Raw genomic sequence first — 17,047 nt, 5'->3', positions numbered from 1 at the left:
GAAGAAATCAGAGGGAGAAGTAGAACGCCGCTCCCTCGCCGGGCTTTCCTTCAGCCCAGAGATTTCCCCCGTGATGGTTGATGATGCGCCGCACCGTGGCGAGGCCGATGCCGGACCCGTCGTATTCAGCAGCGCTGTGAAGCCGCTGGAACGGCGCGAAGAGCTTGTCGGCGTAAGCCATGTCGAACCCGGCGCCGTTGTCGCGAACAAAACAGGTTTTGCTTCCGTCAACCTCCACCGTCCCGAACTCGATGACGGCCACGTTCCTTTTGGCGGTGAATTTCCAGGCGTTGCCGAGGAGGTTTTCCAGCACGTTCCGCAGGAGGTGGGGGTCTCCCTCGACCATGACATTGTCCTGAATGCGAAAGGTTGTCTGACGCTCCCCTCCCGATGACTTGAGGCCATCCGCGATGTCACGGGCAATGGTTCCGAGATTGACCCGTTCTCGCTTGAGCTCGGTCCTGCCGATACGCGACAGCTCCAGGAGGGAATCGATGATCTCCTTCATCCTCTCGCTGGAACCGTGGATGCGGGACAGCATCTCCCGAACATCTGGCCCGAGCCGGTCGCCGTGGTCTTCAAGGAGAACACCGCTGTAACCGCTGATATGCCGCAGCGGCGCGTGGAGATCATGGGAAACCGTGTAGCTGAAGGATTCAAGCTCGGCGATGAGCCCCCCGATCTCCCCTTCGAGCCCCTTAGCCACCCTGGTGGGATAGTGGTAGACGGAGACCGCCAGGCCGAAACCGACAACGGCGAAAAAGAGAAAAACGGCAAGGGTGGAGAAAATCAGCCGGTCCGATGCCGTTTCGATGACAACGGTCCCTATGGTTTGCCGGTTGAAGACGATGGGGGCCTCACTGCTGAGGGCTAATGGTCTGAAAATCGGCATTCCGTGGGCTTCAACACGCTCGAACATCGTCAGCGCTTTTCCCGATTCATCGAGAATCCTGACATGCATGATGTTTTTCTGGGGAAGGAAATCGTCAAGGACAGCGGCATACTTCTGGTTCTGGAACTTCCAGAGGGTGACATCCTCGCGGGCCATTTTCCCGAGCCGCTCCGCCAGCTCCCCGGCGTGGCACGTCGCGGTATTCATCTGTACTTCGGCTGCCAGAATGGCATAGACCGCCGGGAAGCCGATGCCGATGAGGAGCGCGATCGCCAGGGCGAGGGGATAGAGCCGGTTCGCCATCTGCTTTGCTATCGCTATATGTCCCCGCTTGCCTTCCCTCATCCTCACCTCATTCCGGCAGATAGCCATGCGTTTTCAGTATCTTCCTTCCCCTGCCGGAAAAGACGAATTGAAGAAACGACGTGCCGGTCCGGGAAAGCGTTTCCGGACGATGGACAAAGGCAAGGGTCTTGAACAGGGGGTATCGCCCGCTGCGCACATTATTGTCATGGGGTTCGACCCCGTTCAGGCTCAACATCTTCACGGGAAGCTTTTCCGCCACAACGGCGCCCCGATCGGTAATGCCGAGGGCGTCCCACGACCGCGAAAGGGCCTGATTCATCTCCTGGTCGGTGTAAAAGGTTGCCCAGAATTTCTTGTCGCGGCTGGCATCATAGGCTTCGCCGAACCCCGGGATTTTTCCCCGCAGCACGGCTAGGCCGCTGTCTCGGGGCTCCCTGGTCAGGACCACGATCGTGCGGCCGTTCTTCCACCGGTTCTTCTGACCGCGGTAGATCGCAACGATATCCGCAGAGCTCAGGTCCCGGTCGGGCACCGAAGGCGCTGCCGCAAAGACGATTGCCGTCCGTGCAAACGGCTTGAATGCAAGCCCTTTTCCAGCTTCGTCGGTCCGCAGGGGGCGGGAAACCATGCCGATCTCCACCGCTCCGTCAGCAACGGCCGTGACTCCGCCGGAAGAACCGACGCTGGGGGAAACCCGCACCTCCATGTCGGGATGGGAACGCTGGAACTCCTTGGCAAGAATGCGGACGATGGGGATGCACGTGCCGGAACCGGCCACCACAATCGGCGGGTCCTGTGCCCACGCGGACGCACCGGCCGACATCATCACCGCGACAAAAAATGTCAGCACCATCCGTTCCATCCACTCCATCCATCATCCCCCTGGACAACGCCGACCGCGCATGGTGCGCGGAACAGTGCCGATGCCAAATCTTTGAAAAGAAAAACAAATTAAAGCTTATTCAAATTTCTTGCCAACTTTCCTGAGAAGAATCGAGTTGGTCACCACCGACACCGACGAGAAGGCCATGGCGAGCCCGGCATACTCGGGCTTGAGGGTGATGCCGAGGGGATAGTAGAGAACCCCCGCGGCCACGGGGATGCCGAGGATATTGTAGAAGAGCGCCCAAAAAAGGTTCTGCTTCACCTTGGCGAGGGTGGCCCGACCGAGCCGGATGGCCCGCACCACATCCATGAGATCGTCCCGGACGAGGATCACGTCGCCGGTCTCCTTGGCAACATCGGTGCCGCCGCCGATGGCGATCCCCACGTCGGCCCGGGCCAGGGCCGGGGCATCGTTGATGCCGTCCCCCACCATGGCCGTGAAGAGTCCCTTTGCCTGGTACTCCTTCACCACCTCCTGCTTGCGGCCGGGGAGGACCTCCGCTTCGAAGCCGTCGACCCCTGCATCCCGGGCCACGGCAGCGGCCACGGCCCGGTGGTCGCCGGTGATCATGAAGGTGGCGATTCCCATGGCTTTCATGGCCGCCACGGCCGCGGCCGAACCCTCCTTGAGACGGTCGGCCAGGGCAGCGACCCCCACAGGGCGCCCCCCTGCCGCCACGAAGACCAGGGACTTCCCCTCCCCCGCCAACCGCGCCGCATCGGCCGCCAGGGGTGCAGTGGCTATCCCCGCCTCCTCCAGGAAGCGGGCATTCCCGGCCATGACCGGCTCCCCGGCCACGGTGCAGGCAACGCCCCCCCCTTCGGTTTCCCGGTAGTCGGCCGCCTCAGCCGGCACCACGCCTCGCTCCGCGGCACCGGCCACGGCAGCCTGGGCCAGGGGGTGGGTGGAGCGGGACTCGGCGGCGGCAAGGAGCGTCAGAAGCCGCTCCTCCGTTTCCCCCGGCGCCGGCACGAGGTCGGTGAGGGCCGGCTCCCCCCGGGTGAGGGTGCCGGTCTTGTCGAGGAGGATCGCCTGAACCCGGGAGATGTTCTCCAGCACCGACCCCCGCTTCACGAGGATCCCCCGGTTGAGCCCCACGCCGCTCCCCACCATGATGGCGGTGGGGGTGGCGAGCCCCATGGCGCAGGGGCAGGCGATGACCACCACGGCGATGGCCAGCTTGAAGGCGAAGAGAAACTCCTGGTGGAGCCCCCAGTACCAGACCGCGAAGGTGATGACGGCCAGGGCGATGACCACCGGCACGAAGACGCCGGAGACCCGGTCGGCGAAGCGCTGGATGGGGGCCTTGTCGGCCTGGGCCTCCCGCACCATCCGCACGATCTGGGAGAGGAGCGTTTCCTCACCGATGCGGGTCGCCCGGACCGTGAGGACGCCGCTTCTGTTCACCGTGGCGCCGGTGACCGGGTCCCCCGGCTTCTTCACCACCGGCACCGACTCGCCGGTGACCATGGACTCGTCCACGGTGGAACTCCCCTCCACCACCTCCCCGTCCACGGGGAGTGCCTCGCCGGGGAAGACCCGCACCAGGTCCCCCACCCGGACGGCGGAGGCCGGCACCTCCCGCTCCCCCTCCAGGGTCACGAGCCGGGCCTTGTCGGCCTGGAGCCGCAGGAGCTTTTTCAGGGCCTCCCTCGCCTTCCCCCGGGCCCGGGCCTCCAGGTACTTGCCGAGACGGATGAAAGCGATGAGCATGGCCGAGGTCTCGAAGAAGACATGGCCCCCGTGCTCCCCGAAGGCGCCGAAGAAGGCGAAGAGGGAGTAGAAGTAGGCGGCGGAGGTGCCGAGGGCCACCAGGACATCCATGTTGGCACTCTTGTTTTTGAGGGCGAACCAGCTCCCCCGGTAGAAGGTGAGCCCCGCCGAGAACTGGACGATGGTGGCCAGCACCAGGTTCATCCACCCCACGGCCCGGTTGTCGTGCTGGGTCATGGTGAACATGATGGGAAGCGAGAGAACGGCGCTCAGGATGAACCAGTTCCGCTGGGAGAGGAGCTCCGAAGCGGCTTCCGCTCCCCCCTGCTCCGGCTCCACCGGGGTGTACCCGGCCTCCGTCACCAGGGCGAAGATGTCGGCCTGGCCGAGGCGGGACGGGTCGAACCGGACCAGGGCTTCCTCCTGGGCCAGGTTCACCACGGCAGCGCTCACGGCAGGGTTGGAGAGAAGCTTCTTTTCCAGGTTCGCCACGCAGGAGGCGCAGTGGAGCCCCCGGACCCCGAAGCGGAGCTCCCCCGCCGCCGCTGCCCGCCGCGCCCCATACCCCAGTTCCTTCACCCGGGCCGCGATGACGTCTTCCGAGGTCGTCGCCTCGTCGTACTCCACCGCCATCTCCTCGGTGGCGAAGTTCACCACCGCCATGCCGACCCCGTCCATCAGGCCGATCTCCTTCTCGATCCGGGCCGCGCAGCCGGCGCAATGCATGCCGGTTATGCCGAACATCGCCTTACGCATCCCGGCCTCCTTCCACCAGATACCCCTTCAGTTCCACGGCGCAGATCTTCACCACCGCAGCCACCGGCACCGCCAGAACCACCCCCCAGAACCCCATGAGTTCCCCCAGGGACATGAGGGCAAAGACCACCGCAAGGGGGTTCAGGCGCAGGGTTCCCCGCATGAGGAGCGGCTTGATGAGGTTCCCCTCGATGATGACGTTGATGACGAAGTAGGCGGCGCAGACCTTGGGGATGATCATGAGGTCCCCGGTCTCGGCGTACCCCATGAGAGCCGGGGGGATGACCGCCACCATCACTCCCACGTAGGGGACCACCGACGCGAACCCGGCCACGAAGCCGTTCAGGAGCGGAAACTCGATCCCGAGGAGGTAGAGGGCCAGGGCCGACAGTAGCCCCACCAGGAGGCAGTCGAAGAACTGGGCCATGACGAACCGCTCGAGGGACTCCTTGATCCGCCTCCCCACCTCCCGGAAGGAGTGGCGCTCCCGGTGGGGGACGAAGCGGAGGATCAGATCCTTGAAGAACTGCTTGGAGGAGAGCATGAAGAAGACGAGGATCGGCGCCAGAACCAGGTTGAACAGTCCGAAGAGGGCCGCCTTCAACTCCTGGTATCCCTTGCCCGACACATCCAGGGCCAGTTTTTTCAGGGAATCCTGGGCACTGGCGATGAGCCATGTCCCCTCGTCGCCGCCGTAATAGGGGGAAAGCCGTCCCTTCCACAGATCCATGACCCTCTCCAGGTTCTGCACGTAGCGGGGGACCGCCCGGGGAAACGCCTCCAGCTGATGGTTCAGGTACGGGATAAGCGCAAAGAGTGAAAAGAACAGAATCACCGCGATGCACAGGTAGAGGATGGCGATGGCGGGGATACGGCCGAGCCCCTTGCGCTCCAGGTACTTCATGAAGGGGTTCAGCAGGTAGGCGATGACGAGGGAGGTGAGGATTGCCGAAAGGCTGTGCCGGGCCACGTGGCCCGCCAGAAGCACCACCCCGAGGGTGGCGGCCAGAAACCAGGCGATATGGGCCGCGTCCCGAGGGCGCACCTCACGCCCCTCCCGAAAGATCGCCGCGCCGCACGTGGTCTGCGACGATCCTGACCGCCGCGGCGATGGGGATGGCGAGCAGGATCCCCCAGAACCCCATGAGTTCTCCGAAGAGCATGACGACCATGATCGTCACGAGGGGGTTGAGGTCCATGGACTCCCTGAATACCAGGGGCTTCACCACGTATCCCTCAAGGAAGTAGATCACCGCGAAGGACCCGATGACCTTCAGGAGCATGAAACCGCTCTGGTACTGGACATAGGCGAAGAACAGCGGGGGAAGCGTCGCAAGGATCACCCCGATGAAGGGGAGAACCGAGGCGAGGCCTGCGAAGATGCCGTTCAGGAAGGGATAGTCGATGCCGAGAATGAAGAGGGCGATGATGGAAAGGATTGCCACGATGGCCGAAACGATGAGCTGCCCCCGGATGTAGCCGCCGACGCTGGCGTTGATCTCCCGCCCCAGGGTAAGGACCGCTTCGCGCCGGGAACGGGGAAGCCACGTGATGATCCCCGTCTTGATCTCATTCTTGTACCAGAGCATGAAGAAGATGAGAATGGGGGCCAGGGCCAGGTTGAACAGGTTGAAGACAAAGCCCGTGGCGGCCTCATAGACGCCGGCGCCCAGGCGTGCCGCCATCTTGTCGATCTGGCCGGTTGCCGTCTCGAAGAGCCAGCGCCACTCATCGTCGGCACCGGCGGGAAGGGCCTGCATCTTCCAGGAGAGGACGATCGCCTTCCCCTTCTGGAGGTAGGCGGGAAGTCCCTTGAGGAACGCCTCCCAGCGGATGCTGGCAAAGGGGACGATGAAAGCGACAAAGAAGAGCGAGAGGACCGTGAGGACCAGGTAGAGGGCGACGATCCCCCATCTGCGGCGAAGGCCCCGCCGCTCCAGGAGGACCACGGCCGGATCGAGGAGATAGGCGAGGACAAAGGAGAGGAGAAAGCAGGAAAGGGTGTGGCTGACGGCATAGCCCGCGGCTATCACGGCCGCGGCCGCAAGGAACCACATGATCCCCCTCTGTGCGGCCGGTGCTCTCTCTCCCATGGTTGCCCCCGTTCCCGTGATGCCGCCCTCGCTGGCCGGCAGGCTCCTAGAATTCCTCTTCGGCTCCGAAGAGATCATGCTCTTCGAGCCAGCGCCTGATCCGTTCCGAAATGATCTCCTCCTTCATGGCCATGAAGCGGTCGAACTCATCAGGATAGAAGGAGAGGATCTCGTCCAGTTTCCCGAAGGGCTTCTTCCCCTCGAAGGCCCGTTCGAGCATCCGCTTCAAGGCCTCGTTTTCGACCCCGCGGATGAACTCGTGGAGCAGCAGGCGCTCCTGATCGTAATCGAAGCCGGGAATATGGATGAAACGCTCGCCGCTCGCCTCCAGATCGCGCCAGAACTCCTCGTCCTCGTAGTCGGCAGGGACGGCGAATATCTCCCCCGTCTCCCGGTCGAGGAAGTACATGATCCCTTCGTCCGGATTGTCAAAGGCCTCCAGGAGATCGTCCCAGACTATCTCCACATCACGCATGAACCCCATTGCTAACCCGTCTTCCTCTCTCTATCTTTACCTTTGCAGGCCTTTTGTTCTATAGTGCCGCCATGCGCGCTATCTTCATCGCCGATGCCCATCTGCGGCACGAGGGGGACGAAAACTACCGGCTCCTCGTTGAATTCCTGACGGAACTCCGGGGAACCGTCGACACCCTCTTCATCCTCGGCGATCTCTTCGAATTCTGGATCGGCTACGAAACGGTCCCCTTCACCCACTACCTTCCCATCCTGAAAAAGCTCCGGGAACTGGCGGAAAGCGGCACGGAGATCGTCTACCTGGAGGGAAACCACGACTTCCACATGGGGCCGTTCTTCACCAAGACCCTCGGCGCCCGGGTCCACCCCGGCCCGGCCGTCGTCACCATCGAGGGGAAGCAGGTCTATCTCTGCCACGGCGACGAGGTGAACAGCCGGGATTACTCCTACCGGCTCCTCCGCATCATCCTCCACAGCTCCCTCGTCCGGGCGGCCACCCGTGTCGTTCCCCCCTCGGTCGCCTCCCGCATCGCCGAACGGATGTCCCGCGGCAGCAGGAAGAACCATGGCCGGCGGCAGCACCGCTGGGATTACCCGGCGCTCCTGCGGGAATTCGCCACCCGGCGCTTCCGGGAGGGGTGCGACGTGGTTGTCTCGGGCCACTTCCACATCCCGTTCCTGGACGAAGCCGACGGAAAGGTTCTCCTCTCCCTGGGGGACTGGCTCACCCACTATACCTACGGGGAGTGGCGGGACGGAACGCTCACGTTAAAATCCTACCGACAGACCTAAACCCCGAACAGTTCCCGATACTTCCTTACCCGCTCCTCCAGGGTCGGCGCTGCCACCAGGAGGCAGGTTTCGTCGGGGCGGTACCCCCGGCAGACCGCCGGTCGCTCATCATAGGCGGTACAGAGCCCTGTCTCGCCCAGATGCCGGCACCTCTCCCCCACCGGCTTTCCGAGCGTCGTAATATCGGGGGCAGTGCAGCAGGTGCCGCACTTCAGACACTCCATGGATCTCCCCCTTCCCGCGCCCCGATTACCGGCCCTTGGCGAAAAACGCCTCCAGAGCCTGTTCACCCAGATATGACGCCTTGATTTTCCACTTGTCCTGATTGATGACGAGGGCGGCGAGGGCAATCTGCGGATTTTCAACGGGAGCGTAGGCGGCAAACCAGTTGTAGTGTCCCTCGGGATCGGTGCCGTTGATGGAGCCGGTCTTGGCGGCTATGTTGACATTGGCGATCCGGGGGCGTCCATGGTTGTCGTGGAAGGCGCGGCGGGAGGTGCCGCTGGTGACGGTGGTGGAGAGCATCCGCGTGAGCTGGGCAGTCACCTCGGGAGCCGCGATGGAGCGGATGGTCCGGGGCTGGTGCGTATAGGTCACCTTGTTTCCGGTGTTCCTGATCTCCTCCACGAGGGAGGGGGCGAGCATGGTGCCGCCGTTGGCGATGGCCGCCATCATGACTGCCGCATGGATGGGAGAGATCTTCACTTCCCGGCCGAGGCCGGCACCCATGAGGCGCAGATCGTTGTCGGTCCGGGGGTACTCGGCCCTGCTCGGCTGGACCGGGGTGCCGGGGAGGAGGTAGTGGTTGAACCCGTAGCGCTCGGCGCAGCGCAGCACCGACTCCCTCCCTGCGATGTCGCAGGCGACACGGCCGAAGACCGGGTTGACCGATTTGCCCATGGCGGTGGTCAGGTCCATCTCCTGGGCGCCCCGCTTCGGGAGGGAACTCCAGTAGCGGGCGCTCTCCGAATAGAGCCCTCCCCGGAAGGGGACGACCGTATCGGGGGTCACTTTCCCCTGTTCCAGGGCCGCCGTGGCGGTGATGATCTTGAAGAGGGAGGCCATGGGGTAGACCCCGTAGAAGGCCCGCGCCTCCCACTCGGGAGAGACGGACGAGTGGGAAACCATGGCCAGCACTTTTCCGCTCTTGGGTTCGATGGCAACAAAGACCCCATAGGGAACATCGAACTGGGTCATGACCTCCCTGACCCTCTCCTGAATCGTGCTGTCGATGGCAAAGACCACTCTCCCCCCTTCGGGAACGGGAGCAACGAGGCGGTCGCCTTCAAGCCGGGCCTGGGGAAAGAGTCCGGCACCGAGACGGAAGGAGCTGTAAATATCCAGATCGCGGGGAAGCTTCCCGGTGGGTTGCGCCTCCTTCTGATCGCTGGAAACGGCCGTTCGCCCCGAAAGCACGGAAGAAAACACCGGGTAAGCGGCGATAAGGGCCGCCAGCACGGGAAGGAGGACCCGAAGACTTTTTTTCCGGGGCTTCGATTCTTCGAGCCTCTTGCTTTCGAGTCTTTTGAAGGAGTTGCGGGGAGGGTCTTTCCGGCGCCCGGTGAAGGCGGAAAAAGAAAAACGGCGCTTTCTCGTCAGATGTTTAAAATCTTGCATATAGGGAAAAGGGTCCGGTTACCCGAAACAGGCGTGAATACATTGAATTCATGGCGGTTACATTGCCGTCACTATATGCAAAACCCCTCCCTTTGTCAACGACGGCCCCCGTTACCAACCTCTCATGAATCGCGCCTCGACAGAGGTTCACCCGACGACGGCACACGCTCCGCCAGATCCCGGAAACTCAGATCACCCAGGGCACTCCGAACCGCCGCCTCGATGGCTTCCCAGAGCTCGTCCACGGCGGCATGGTCCTCTCCTCCCAGCTGACCGGGCAGCCCGATCCCCTGATTCCTCAGTGAGGAGAGCACCTCGCCGACCCTGATGTGCTCCAGGTCCCGGGCCGGCAGGTAGAGGGGATCATCGCCGCACCCCGCCGCCAGTATCCCTTCATCCGACAGGCATTCGAGGAGCTCCCTCACGGAACGCTCGGGCACATCGAGGTGCTCGGCAAGCCCGGTGACGCTCCAGGCCGGACGATCATCATGAAACGCCAGGGAGATCTCGTAGATGACGGCCAAGGCCAGGCGCTCCCGGGCCGCGCTGCTGATGGCGGGGGTACGCACTTCGCGCCGGAAGGTCCTCAGGTGCTGATGGGCGTAAACCACTTCCCCTCCCAGAAGAACAATGACCCAGCTGGCGTAAAGCCAGACCATGAAGACCGGCAGCACCGCCAGCGTCCCGTAGATGGCGTTGTACTTTGCCACCCCCACCTGAAAGTGGATGTACCCCCACTGGGCTCCCTGCCAGATCGTACCGGCGATAACCCCCCCCACAAGGGCCGAGCGGAAGCGGACTTTGGTGTTGGGGATGAACATGTAGAGAAAGACAAGGGCGATCCAGATGCTGAGGTAGGGAATCAGGTGAAAAAGGGCCAGCAGCGCATCGCCGAGATACGTGTATCCCATGATCCACTGGACGAACGCCTGGCTTTCAATGGTGGTGGTCGTGCTCACCGCGGCGAAAAGGAGGATCGGGCCGCTCACCAGCACGCTCAGGTAATCACTGAACTTGCGGTAGAGGGAACGGGTCTCCCGGACCCCCCAGATGGCGTTGAAAGCCTCCTCGACGTTACCGAGGAGCGTCACAACCGTGACAAAGAGGGCAGCAAGGCCGATGGCGCCGAGGGAGCCGACCTTGGTGTTGTTGATGTAGGTGACGATCTTGTCGACGATCTCATGGGAGCCGGCTGCAACCTGTTCAAGGATGAAGGGCTCCAGGGTGTTCTGGACTCCAAACCCCTTTAATACCGCGAAGGCCAGGGCAAAGAACGGGACGATGGAGAGGAGGGTGGAAAAAGCCAGGGCTGAGGCCCGGATGAGGCACTGGTCGTCCAGAAAGTCCTTGACCACCAGGGCGCCGATCTGCAGATACCGCACCAGGCGCCCCCTCACCGGGCCAAAGGAGTCAGGCTCCATCTCCCAGAGGGTATGGGTGAAAAACCCTATGATCCTGTCCACCGCCGTTTCTCTTTGCGCCATGGCTCCCGCACCGGACGGCCCTGCTTACGAAAAAGCCCACGCGAGGTGGGCTTTTTCGTGCATAAACCGGAGGCCGCTACATCTGTCCGTACTTTTCTTTTTCCCGATCCATCGCTTCCTTGCCGGCCTCGATGGCGGAGGTGATGATCGACTTCTTCTCGGCGATCAGGTCCTTGGTCTCCTCGTAGGTGTCCTTGATCTTGCCCTGGGCCTCCTTGGTGAAGCCCTTGATCTTGTCGATCGCATCATCGGTCAGATCCATGATGTTTTCCCGCATCTCCTTGCCGGTTTTCGGAGCCAGCAGGAGCCCCAGCCCCGCGCCGACCGCCGTGCCGGCCAGGAAGGAGAGGAACACCGTTCCGACGCTTATCCCTTTTTCTTCGTCTGCCATGTCATTTACCCCCTTTTCTTGATGAGTCGCTGAGCAAGAAATTTGCCTGCCGTCCTGGCGCCGGCAATCCACACCGACGAGGTTGCCGCCGCGTGGGCCACGGAGCCGACCACGGCGTTGATGGTGCGGATGTTGCGGCCCGTGTCGCCGACCGCCTCCATGAAGGTCTGGACATCCTCGCGCTTCTCGGCGATCCCCTCGGTCACCGTGCGCAGTTCAGTGAGGGTCCGCTCAAACTCCAGGAGCACCGGTTTCAACTCGCTGCCGGTACGGCTCATGAAGCCACGCAGGTCTGCCGCGGCCTTCCGAATCTCGATCAGGGTCGGGATAATGAAAGCCACCAGCACCACCAGGGCGAGGGCAATCACCACCACGGCTATTGCGGTCACAGTCATGCGGTCGATTCCTCCAGGGACGGAAAGTAGTGTAAGTATAGAAGAGGAGCGGGATAATGCAAGCATACCGTTAAGGCCGGAAGCGGGGCCACTATACCCTATCCCCGTCGGCGTTTGCAAACGAAATGCTCAGGTTTGGCGCGGAGTTTCACCTCCAGCGCCGGGGAAATTTTCATTTGACAAACCCCGGGGGGTTCCGTATTCTTTCTGGAAAATTAAATAGAAACGCATTCTTATCAAGAGTGGTGGAGGGAAAGGCCCTGCGAAACCACAGCAACCGGTCTTTCGGGTCGCATTCGAGTACGAAGGCGAACCGGAAGGTGACAGGTGCTAAATCCTGCCGGGAGGCAAAGATGAGAACGGCGCTTGACGATAGCCACAACTGTCAACAAAGCCCCTTCTCGCCACCGCGGGAAGGGGCTTTTGCTTTCGAACCATTTATTCAGGATTGACGCATGTCCGTCGGCATCGTACAGGAACAATCAGTAACCTTCGACACGGAACTCCGGCTGGAGAGCGGCCGTATCCTCGGCCCCATCACGCTGGCCTACGAGACCTACGGCGAACTGAACGCCGACCGCTCCAACGCGATCCTGGTGGCCCACGCCTGGACCGGCAACGCCCACCTGGCGGGGAAAAACAGCGAAGAGGACACGAAGCCGGGATGGTGGGACGCCATCGTCGGCCCCGGCCGGCTCCTGGACACCGACCGGTGCTTCGTCATCTGCTCCAACGTCATCGGCTCCTGCTACGGCTCCACCGGCCCCGCCTCCATCAACCCGAAAACCGGCAAGCGCTACAACCTCACCTTTCCCGTCATCACCGTCCGCGACATGGTCAGGGCCCAGGCCCTCCTGCTGGACCATCTGGGGATCGACCGGCTCCTCACCGTCCTCGGCGGGAGCATGGGGGGGATGCAGGCACTGGAGTGGGCCACCCAGTTCCCGGACCGGGTCCGCTCCGCCATCGCCCTGGCCACCACGAGCCGCCCGTCGCCCCAGGCCATTTCCCTGAACGCCGTGGCCCGCTGGGCCATCTTCAACGATCCCACCTGGAAGAAGGGGGAATACCGCAAGAACCCCAAGGACGGGCTGGCCCTGGCCCGGGGGATCGGCCACATCACCTTTCTCTCCGACGAGTCCATGTGGCAGAAGTTCGGCCGCCGTTTCAACGCCCGGGACGGCCTCTTCGACTTCTTCGGCCAGTTCGAGGTGGAGCGCTACCTCTCCTACAACGGCTACAACTTCGTGGACCGCTTCGACACCAACTCCTTCCTCTACCTGGCCAAGGCCCTGGACCTCTACGACGCGGCCTGGGGGTACGAGTCCCTGGAGGAGGCGTTTTCCCGGGTGAAGGCCCCGATCCAGTTCTTCGCCTTCACCTCCGACTGGCTCTATCCCCCCTACCAGACCGAGGAGATGGCGACCATCCTCCGCTCCCTCGGCAAACCGGTCGAATACCACCTGATCGAATCGGCCTACGGCCACGACGCCTTTCTCCTGGAACACGAGACCTTTGCGCCGATGGTGCGGGAATTCCTCGACAAGGTGGAACGTTCGGAGTAGCCTCGGGCGAACATTGCGTTGCAGTGATGCACTGCCGGGAGGTGACGATGGCGAGGAAAATCTTCATAGCGGCCACGGGACAGAACTGCGGCAAGACCACCACCAGCCTCTCGCTGCTCCACCTGGCCCGGAAGAAATACGACAGGGTCGGCTTCATGAAACCCCTGGGCCCCAAGCCGGCGACGCTGCGCGGGGTCCCCATGGACAAGGACGCGGCCCTCATGGCCCAGGTCTTCGGCCTGACAAAAGACCTGCGCTGGATGTCGCCGGTGGTGGTCTACCCCGACACCAGCCGGAAGGTGATCGACGGCGAGATCTCCACCGACGAACTCCGGGAGCGGATCCTGGAAGCCCATGCCGAACTGGAGAAGCAGTGCGACTTCATCATCATCGAAGGGTCGGGGCATCCGGGGGTCGGCTCCGTCATGAAGCTCTCCAACGCCCGCATCGCCCGGATGCTCGACGCGCCGGTGCTCATGGTGACCGGCGGCGGCGTGGGAAACGTGGTTGACGCCGTCTCCGTGGACCTGGCCCTCTTCGAGAAAGAAGGTGCCCAGGTGCGGGCCATCCTGGCCAACAAGCTGGTCCCCCACAAGCGTGAGCAGATCCTCGACTACCTGCAGCGGGCCTTCGCCGACGAACCCTTCCCCGTGATCGGCGGATTCGACTACCAGCCGGTCCTGGCCAACCCGACCCTGGACCGGGTCTCGAAGCTCCTGGACCTCCCCCTCCACGGCAACCGGCGCGACCGGAACCGGATCATCCACAACGTGCAGATCGGCGCCGCCTCCACCCAGCGGGTGGCGGAACTGCTGCGGGACTCCACCCTCCTCATCGTCACCAGCAGCCGCGACGAACTCCTCGTGACCCTGGCCAACCTCTACCAGATGCCCGAATACCGCACAAAGCTCGTGGGTCTCGTCATCCCGGGGATCATCCCGGTCAGCACCATCACCCAGCAGATCCTGGAACGGAGCAAAATCCCCTTCCTCCGCAACTACACCCACACCACCGCCGAGCTCTACCACCTCATCACCGAGGATGTCTCGAAGATCACCGCCGAGGACACCGAAAAGCTGGCCCTCATCAGGAGCCTGGCCGAGACCCGCCTCGACTTCGACCGGCTCGACGCGCTCTTCGGGCCGGCAGGCCTCACGTGATCCTGTCCGTCCCGGCACTCCCGGACGCTTGGACTTTCAGACTCTCCGCGGTATTGACAAAGGAGTCGAACGCACCCCGAAGCGGTTCCCCCTCCTCTTCGCCGATAGCGTAAGAGGCACGGAGAACTGTCTTCCCCGTGCCGGTCAGGCGGGCGATGTCGATGGGGGTGGCAGCCACCACCAGGTCGCACGGCACCGCCTCGATGGTGCGGGCCAGGTCCGCCACCTGGGCGGGGCTATACCCCATGGCCGGGAGGACCGGCCCGATGTGGGGCCAGGCCCCATAGACATCCCGCAGCGACCCCTGGGCCCAGGGGCGCGGGTCGACCACCTCGGCTGCGCCGTGCTGGCGGGCCGCAGCGAGCCCGGCGCCGGAGGGCATGGAGCCGTGGGTAATGGTGGGCCCGTCTTCGATGACCAGCACCCGCTTCCCCCTGATCCGCTCCCCTTCGGCCACCGTGATGACCGACGCCGTCCGCACCAGCAAGGCCGACGGGTTCGCCGTCCGCACCGCCGCCGCCACCGCCTCGATGGCCGCCGGCTCGGCGGCATTCACCTTGTTCATGACCACTACCCCGGCCCGGCGCAGGTTCACCTCCCCCGGATACCAGGAAGTCTCGTGGCCCGGCCGCAGCGGGTCCACCACCACGATCTCCAGGTCGGGCCGGAAGAAGGGAAGGTCGTTGTTGCCGCCGTCCCAGATGATGAGCTTCGCCTCCTTTTCCGCCCGCCGGAGGATACGCCGGTAGTCCACCCCGGCGTAGACGATGGCCCCGTGGTCCAGGAGGTGCTCGTACTCCTCCCGCTCCTCGATGGTGCACCGGAAGCGGTCCAGGTCCGCCAGGCTCTCCAGCCGCTCCACCGCCTGGGCGGCCAGGTCGCCGTAGGGCATGGGGTGCCGGACCACCACGGGCCGAATCCCCTGCTCCCGGAGGATGTCGCAGAAGTAGCGGACCACCTGACTCTTGCCGCACCCGGTCCGCACCGCGCAGACCGACACCACCGGGAGACGGCTCGGGAGCATGGTGGCGTCCGGCCCCATGAGGAGGAAATCGGCGCCCAAGGCCAGGACCCGGGATGCCGTGTGCATGAGCCGCTCGTGGGAGACGTCGCTGTAGGCGAAAACCACCTGCTCCGCCCCGAGGCGACGGATGAGTTCCCCCAGCTCATCCTCGGGGAAGATGGGTATCCCGTGGGGATAGAGTTTGCCGGCCAGTCCCGCCGGATAGCGCCGCTTGCTGATATAGGGGATCTGGGCCGCGGTGAAGGCCACGACCCGGAAGGCGGGGTTATCCCGGAAGGAGCAGTTGAAGTTGTGGAAGTCCCGCCCGGCTGCCCCCATGATGATGATCCGTTTCCGCTTCATGGCGTCCCCCTGGTTATTTCCGTTCCCGCCGTTCCCGCAACTGCCTGTTCGATCTCGTCCAGATGGCAGATGACCCCCCTCTTCCCGCCGCCGCAGACAAAGCGGAGGACCGCCTCCACCTTGGGCCCCATGGAGCCCGGAGGGAACTGGCCGGCCGCCAGCAACCGCTCTGCCTCGTCCGCATCGAGGCGCTTCAGGAACTCCTCGGCCGTCGTCCCGAAGCCGGTGGCCACCCCCGGCACGTCGGTGGCGATGACCAGAATATCCACCCCCACTTCAAGGCAGAGGCACGCGCTGGCCAGATCCTTGTCGATCACCGCATCGATGCCGTGGAAGGCGCGCCCCTCCCTGGTGACCGGAATCCCGCCCCCGCCGCAGCAGACCACGATGAAATCCATCTCCACGAGGCGCCGGATCTCCTCCTTTTCAACCACGGTCAGGGGTTCCGGCGACGCCACCACCCGGCGGTACCCTCTGGGGGTGCTCACCATGGGCCACGGGAACCGCGCAGCATCCTCAGCCGTGTAGGAGGGACCGATGGGCTTGGTGGGGGTGCGGAATGCGGGATCATCCTCCGCCACCTGCACGTAGCTGACGAGGCTCACCAGAAACCGTTTCTCACCGCCGAGGGCCAAAAGCTCGCTTTCCAGGGTCGATTCGATCATGTAGCCGATCTGTCCCTGGGTCTGGGCCACCAGGACCTCCAGGGGCATGGCCGGCACCTCCGGGCAGGACTCCTGCTGCATCAGGAGGTTTCCCACCTGGGGTCCGTTGCCGTGGGTGATGATGATCAGGTAGCGGTCCGCCAGGCGCGCGATCTGCTCCATGGGGCGCCTCAGGTTGGCGAACTGCTCCGCGCAGGTCCCCCGCTCTCCCTGGCGGATAAGGGCGTTGCCGCCGAGGGCGATCAGGAGGATGGGCCGGCTCGCGTTGCGGGTCATGGGTGCTCCCCCCGGTGGGAATTCATGAGAGTCTCTGCAATGGTACCACAGAGATGGCTCCGATGCAGGCGTCGGCATTGACAAGGGTGGGTTCGGGGGATTTACTTTAAAAAAAGGCAACTAAACACAGAGGCACAGAGACACGGAGAAATCAAAAATTCCGTTTTTCAATTCTCTGTGCCTCTGTGTCTCAGTGGTGAATTGTTTTTGTTGAAG

General features: G+C 63.5%; 16 protein-coding genes and 1 riboswitch. Of the genes, 3 read left to right on the top strand and 13 right to left on the bottom strand.

The window, feature by feature from the left end:
* Positions 1 to 7 precede the first annotated feature (7 nt).
* The 6 genes from KI811_RS12095 to KI811_RS12070 all read right to left on the bottom strand — a co-directional run bounded on the left by KI811_RS12095 (position 8) and on the right by KI811_RS12070 (position 7,130).
* Positions 8 to 1,237 carry a sensor histidine kinase gene (locus KI811_RS12095; protein WP_246551721.1) on the bottom strand — a complete coding sequence of 410 codons (1,230 nt, stop codon included), beginning with the start codon at positions 1,235 to 1,237 and terminating at the stop codon, positions 8 to 10.
* Positions 1,238 to 1,244: 7 nt separating this feature from the next.
* Entirely contained in the window at positions 1,245 to 2,069 is an 825-nt protein-coding gene (locus KI811_RS12090; protein ID WP_214186737.1) for a PstS family phosphate ABC transporter substrate-binding protein, read from the bottom strand.
* Between the two features lie 87 nt (positions 2,070 to 2,156).
* Complete coding sequence (locus KI811_RS12085; RefSeq protein WP_214186736.1) at positions 2,157 to 4,553, bottom strand: heavy metal translocating P-type ATPase; 2,397 nt, start codon at positions 4,551 to 4,553, stop codon at positions 2,157 to 2,159.
* Positions 4,546 to 5,598: an AI-2E family transporter gene (locus tag KI811_RS12080; RefSeq protein WP_214186735.1), complete on the bottom strand. Its 1,053-nt coding sequence runs from the start codon at positions 5,596 to 5,598 to the stop codon at positions 4,546 to 4,548. Before KI811_RS12080 ends, KI811_RS12085 begins: the two co-directional genes overlap by 8 nt.
* 1 nt (position 5,599) lies before the next feature.
* Complete coding sequence (locus tag KI811_RS12075) at positions 5,600 to 6,646, bottom strand: AI-2E family transporter (protein WP_214186734.1); 1,047 nt, start codon at positions 6,644 to 6,646, stop codon at positions 5,600 to 5,602.
* Between the two features lie 46 nt (positions 6,647 to 6,692).
* Entirely contained in the window at positions 6,693 to 7,130 is a 438-nt protein-coding gene (locus tag KI811_RS12070) for a UPF0158 family protein (RefSeq protein ID WP_214186733.1), read from the bottom strand.
* A 62-nt stretch (positions 7,131 to 7,192) separates the two neighbouring features.
* Between KI811_RS12070 and KI811_RS12065 the strand changes: the two genes are divergently transcribed.
* Entirely contained in the window at positions 7,193 to 7,912 is a 720-nt protein-coding gene (locus tag KI811_RS12065) for a UDP-2,3-diacylglucosamine diphosphatase (RefSeq protein ID WP_214186732.1), read from the top strand.
* Here the strand turns inward: KI811_RS12065 and KI811_RS12060 are convergent.
* The 5 genes from KI811_RS12060 to KI811_RS12040 form a co-directional block, all read right to left on the bottom strand.
* Positions 7,909 to 8,136 (bottom strand): YkgJ family cysteine cluster protein, encoded by a 228-nt coding sequence (locus KI811_RS12060; RefSeq protein WP_214186731.1) that lies wholly within the window; start codon positions 8,134 to 8,136, stop codon positions 7,909 to 7,911. The genes KI811_RS12065 and KI811_RS12060 overlap by 4 nt on opposite strands.
* A 25-nt stretch (positions 8,137 to 8,161) precedes the next feature.
* A complete protein-coding gene (locus tag KI811_RS12055; protein ID WP_214186730.1) occupies positions 8,162 to 9,529 on the bottom strand; it encodes a penicillin-binding transpeptidase domain-containing protein in 1,368 nt (455 codons plus the stop codon).
* A 122-nt stretch (positions 9,530 to 9,651) separates the two neighbouring features.
* Entirely contained in the window at positions 9,652 to 11,013 is a 1,362-nt protein-coding gene (locus tag KI811_RS12050) for a YhjD/YihY/BrkB family envelope integrity protein (protein WP_214186729.1), read from the bottom strand.
* A 76-nt stretch (positions 11,014 to 11,089) separates the two neighbouring features.
* Positions 11,090 to 11,404 carry a YtxH domain-containing protein gene (locus KI811_RS12045; RefSeq protein ID WP_004511681.1) on the bottom strand — a complete coding sequence of 105 codons (315 nt, stop codon included), beginning with the start codon at positions 11,402 to 11,404 and terminating at the stop codon, positions 11,090 to 11,092.
* Positions 11,405 to 11,409: 5 nt separating this feature from the next.
* Positions 11,410 to 11,799: a DUF948 domain-containing protein gene (locus KI811_RS12040; RefSeq protein ID WP_214186728.1), complete on the bottom strand. Its 390-nt coding sequence runs from the start codon at positions 11,797 to 11,799 to the stop codon at positions 11,410 to 11,412.
* A gap of 230 nt (positions 11,800 to 12,029) precedes the next feature.
* Positions 12,030 to 12,159, top strand: a riboswitch (SAM riboswitch).
* Between the two features lie 95 nt (positions 12,160 to 12,254).
* On the opposite strand from KI811_RS12040, the gene metX reads away from it, so the two are divergent.
* Positions 12,255 to 13,364 (top strand): homoserine O-acetyltransferase MetX, encoded by a 1,110-nt coding sequence (gene metX, locus KI811_RS12035; protein WP_214186727.1) that lies wholly within the window; start codon positions 12,255 to 12,257, stop codon positions 13,362 to 13,364.
* 47 nt (positions 13,365 to 13,411) lie between these two features.
* Positions 13,412 to 14,524, top strand: coding sequence for a phosphotransacetylase family protein (locus KI811_RS12030; protein WP_214186726.1), 1,113 nt, complete (start codon positions 13,412 to 13,414; stop codon positions 14,522 to 14,524).
* On the opposite strand, the gene KI811_RS12025 is transcribed toward KI811_RS12030, so the two are convergent.
* Together KI811_RS12025 and arcC are read right to left on the bottom strand one after the other, a co-directional pair.
* The gene (locus KI811_RS12025; RefSeq protein ID WP_214186725.1) at positions 14,517 to 15,890 is read right to left on the bottom strand and encodes a cyclic 2,3-diphosphoglycerate synthase; all 1,374 of its coding nucleotides are present in this window, start codon (positions 15,888 to 15,890) and stop codon (positions 14,517 to 14,519) included. The two genes, KI811_RS12030 and KI811_RS12025, sit on opposite strands and share 8 nt — an antisense overlap.
* The gene (gene arcC, locus KI811_RS12020) at positions 15,887 to 16,831 is read right to left on the bottom strand and encodes a carbamate kinase (protein WP_214186724.1); all 945 of its coding nucleotides are present in this window, start codon (positions 16,829 to 16,831) and stop codon (positions 15,887 to 15,889) included. Before arcC ends, KI811_RS12025 begins: the two co-directional genes overlap by 4 nt.
* Positions 16,832 to 17,047 lie beyond the last annotated feature (216 nt).

This window comes from Geobacter hydrogenophilus, from assembly GCF_018501225.1.
Taxonomy (GTDB): Bacteria; Desulfobacterota; Desulfuromonadia; order Geobacterales; family Geobacteraceae; genus Geobacter; species Geobacter hydrogenophilus.
The sequence above is the reverse complement of the archived record's forward strand: the minus strand, read 5'-3'. Positions and strand labels throughout refer to the sequence as shown.

What these genes read in the sequence shown, in the direction of transcription:
- KI811_RS12095 (WP_246551721.1), bottom strand. Translation starts at nt 1,237, where the DNA reads ATGAGGGAAGGCAAGCGGGGACATATAGCGATAGCAAAGCAGATGGCG.
- KI811_RS12090 (WP_214186737.1), bottom strand. Translation starts at nt 2,069, where the DNA reads ATGGAGTGGATGGAACGGATGGTGCTGACATTTTTTGTCGCGGTGATG.
- KI811_RS12085 (WP_214186736.1), bottom strand. Translation starts at nt 4,553, where the DNA reads ATGCGTAAGGCGATGTTCGGCATAACCGGCATGCATTGCGCCGGCTGC.
- KI811_RS12075 (WP_214186734.1), bottom strand. Translation starts at nt 6,646, where the DNA reads ATGGGAGAGAGAGCACCGGCCGCACAGAGGGGGATCATGTGGTTCCTT.
- KI811_RS12070 (WP_214186733.1), bottom strand. Translation starts at nt 7,130, where the DNA reads ATGGGGTTCATGCGTGATGTGGAGATAGTCTGGGACGATCTCCTGGAG.
- KI811_RS12065 (WP_214186732.1), top strand. Translation starts at nt 7,193, where the DNA reads ATGCGCGCTATCTTCATCGCCGATGCCCATCTGCGGCACGAGGGGGAC.
- KI811_RS12060 (WP_214186731.1), bottom strand. Translation starts at nt 8,136, where the DNA reads ATGGAGTGTCTGAAGTGCGGCACCTGCTGCACTGCCCCCGATATTACG.
- KI811_RS12055 (WP_214186730.1), bottom strand. Translation starts at nt 9,529, where the DNA reads ATGCAAGATTTTAAACATCTGACGAGAAAGCGCCGTTTTTCTTTTTCC.
- KI811_RS12050 (WP_214186729.1), bottom strand. Translation starts at nt 11,013, where the DNA reads ATGGCGCAAAGAGAAACGGCGGTGGACAGGATCATAGGGTTTTTCACC.
- KI811_RS12045 (WP_004511681.1), bottom strand. Translation starts at nt 11,404, where the DNA reads ATGGCAGACGAAGAAAAAGGGATAAGCGTCGGAACGGTGTTCCTCTCC.
- KI811_RS12040 (WP_214186728.1), bottom strand. Translation starts at nt 11,799, where the DNA reads ATGACTGTGACCGCAATAGCCGTGGTGGTGATTGCCCTCGCCCTGGTG.
- metX (WP_214186727.1), top strand. Translation starts at nt 12,255, where the DNA reads ATGTCCGTCGGCATCGTACAGGAACAATCAGTAACCTTCGACACGGAA.
- KI811_RS12030 (WP_214186726.1), top strand. Translation starts at nt 13,412, where the DNA reads ATGGCGAGGAAAATCTTCATAGCGGCCACGGGACAGAACTGCGGCAAG.
- KI811_RS12025 (WP_214186725.1), bottom strand. Translation starts at nt 15,890, where the DNA reads ATGAAGCGGAAACGGATCATCATCATGGGGGCAGCCGGGCGGGACTTC.
- arcC (WP_214186724.1), bottom strand. Translation starts at nt 16,831, where the DNA reads ATGACCCGCAACGCGAGCCGGCCCATCCTCCTGATCGCCCTCGGCGGC.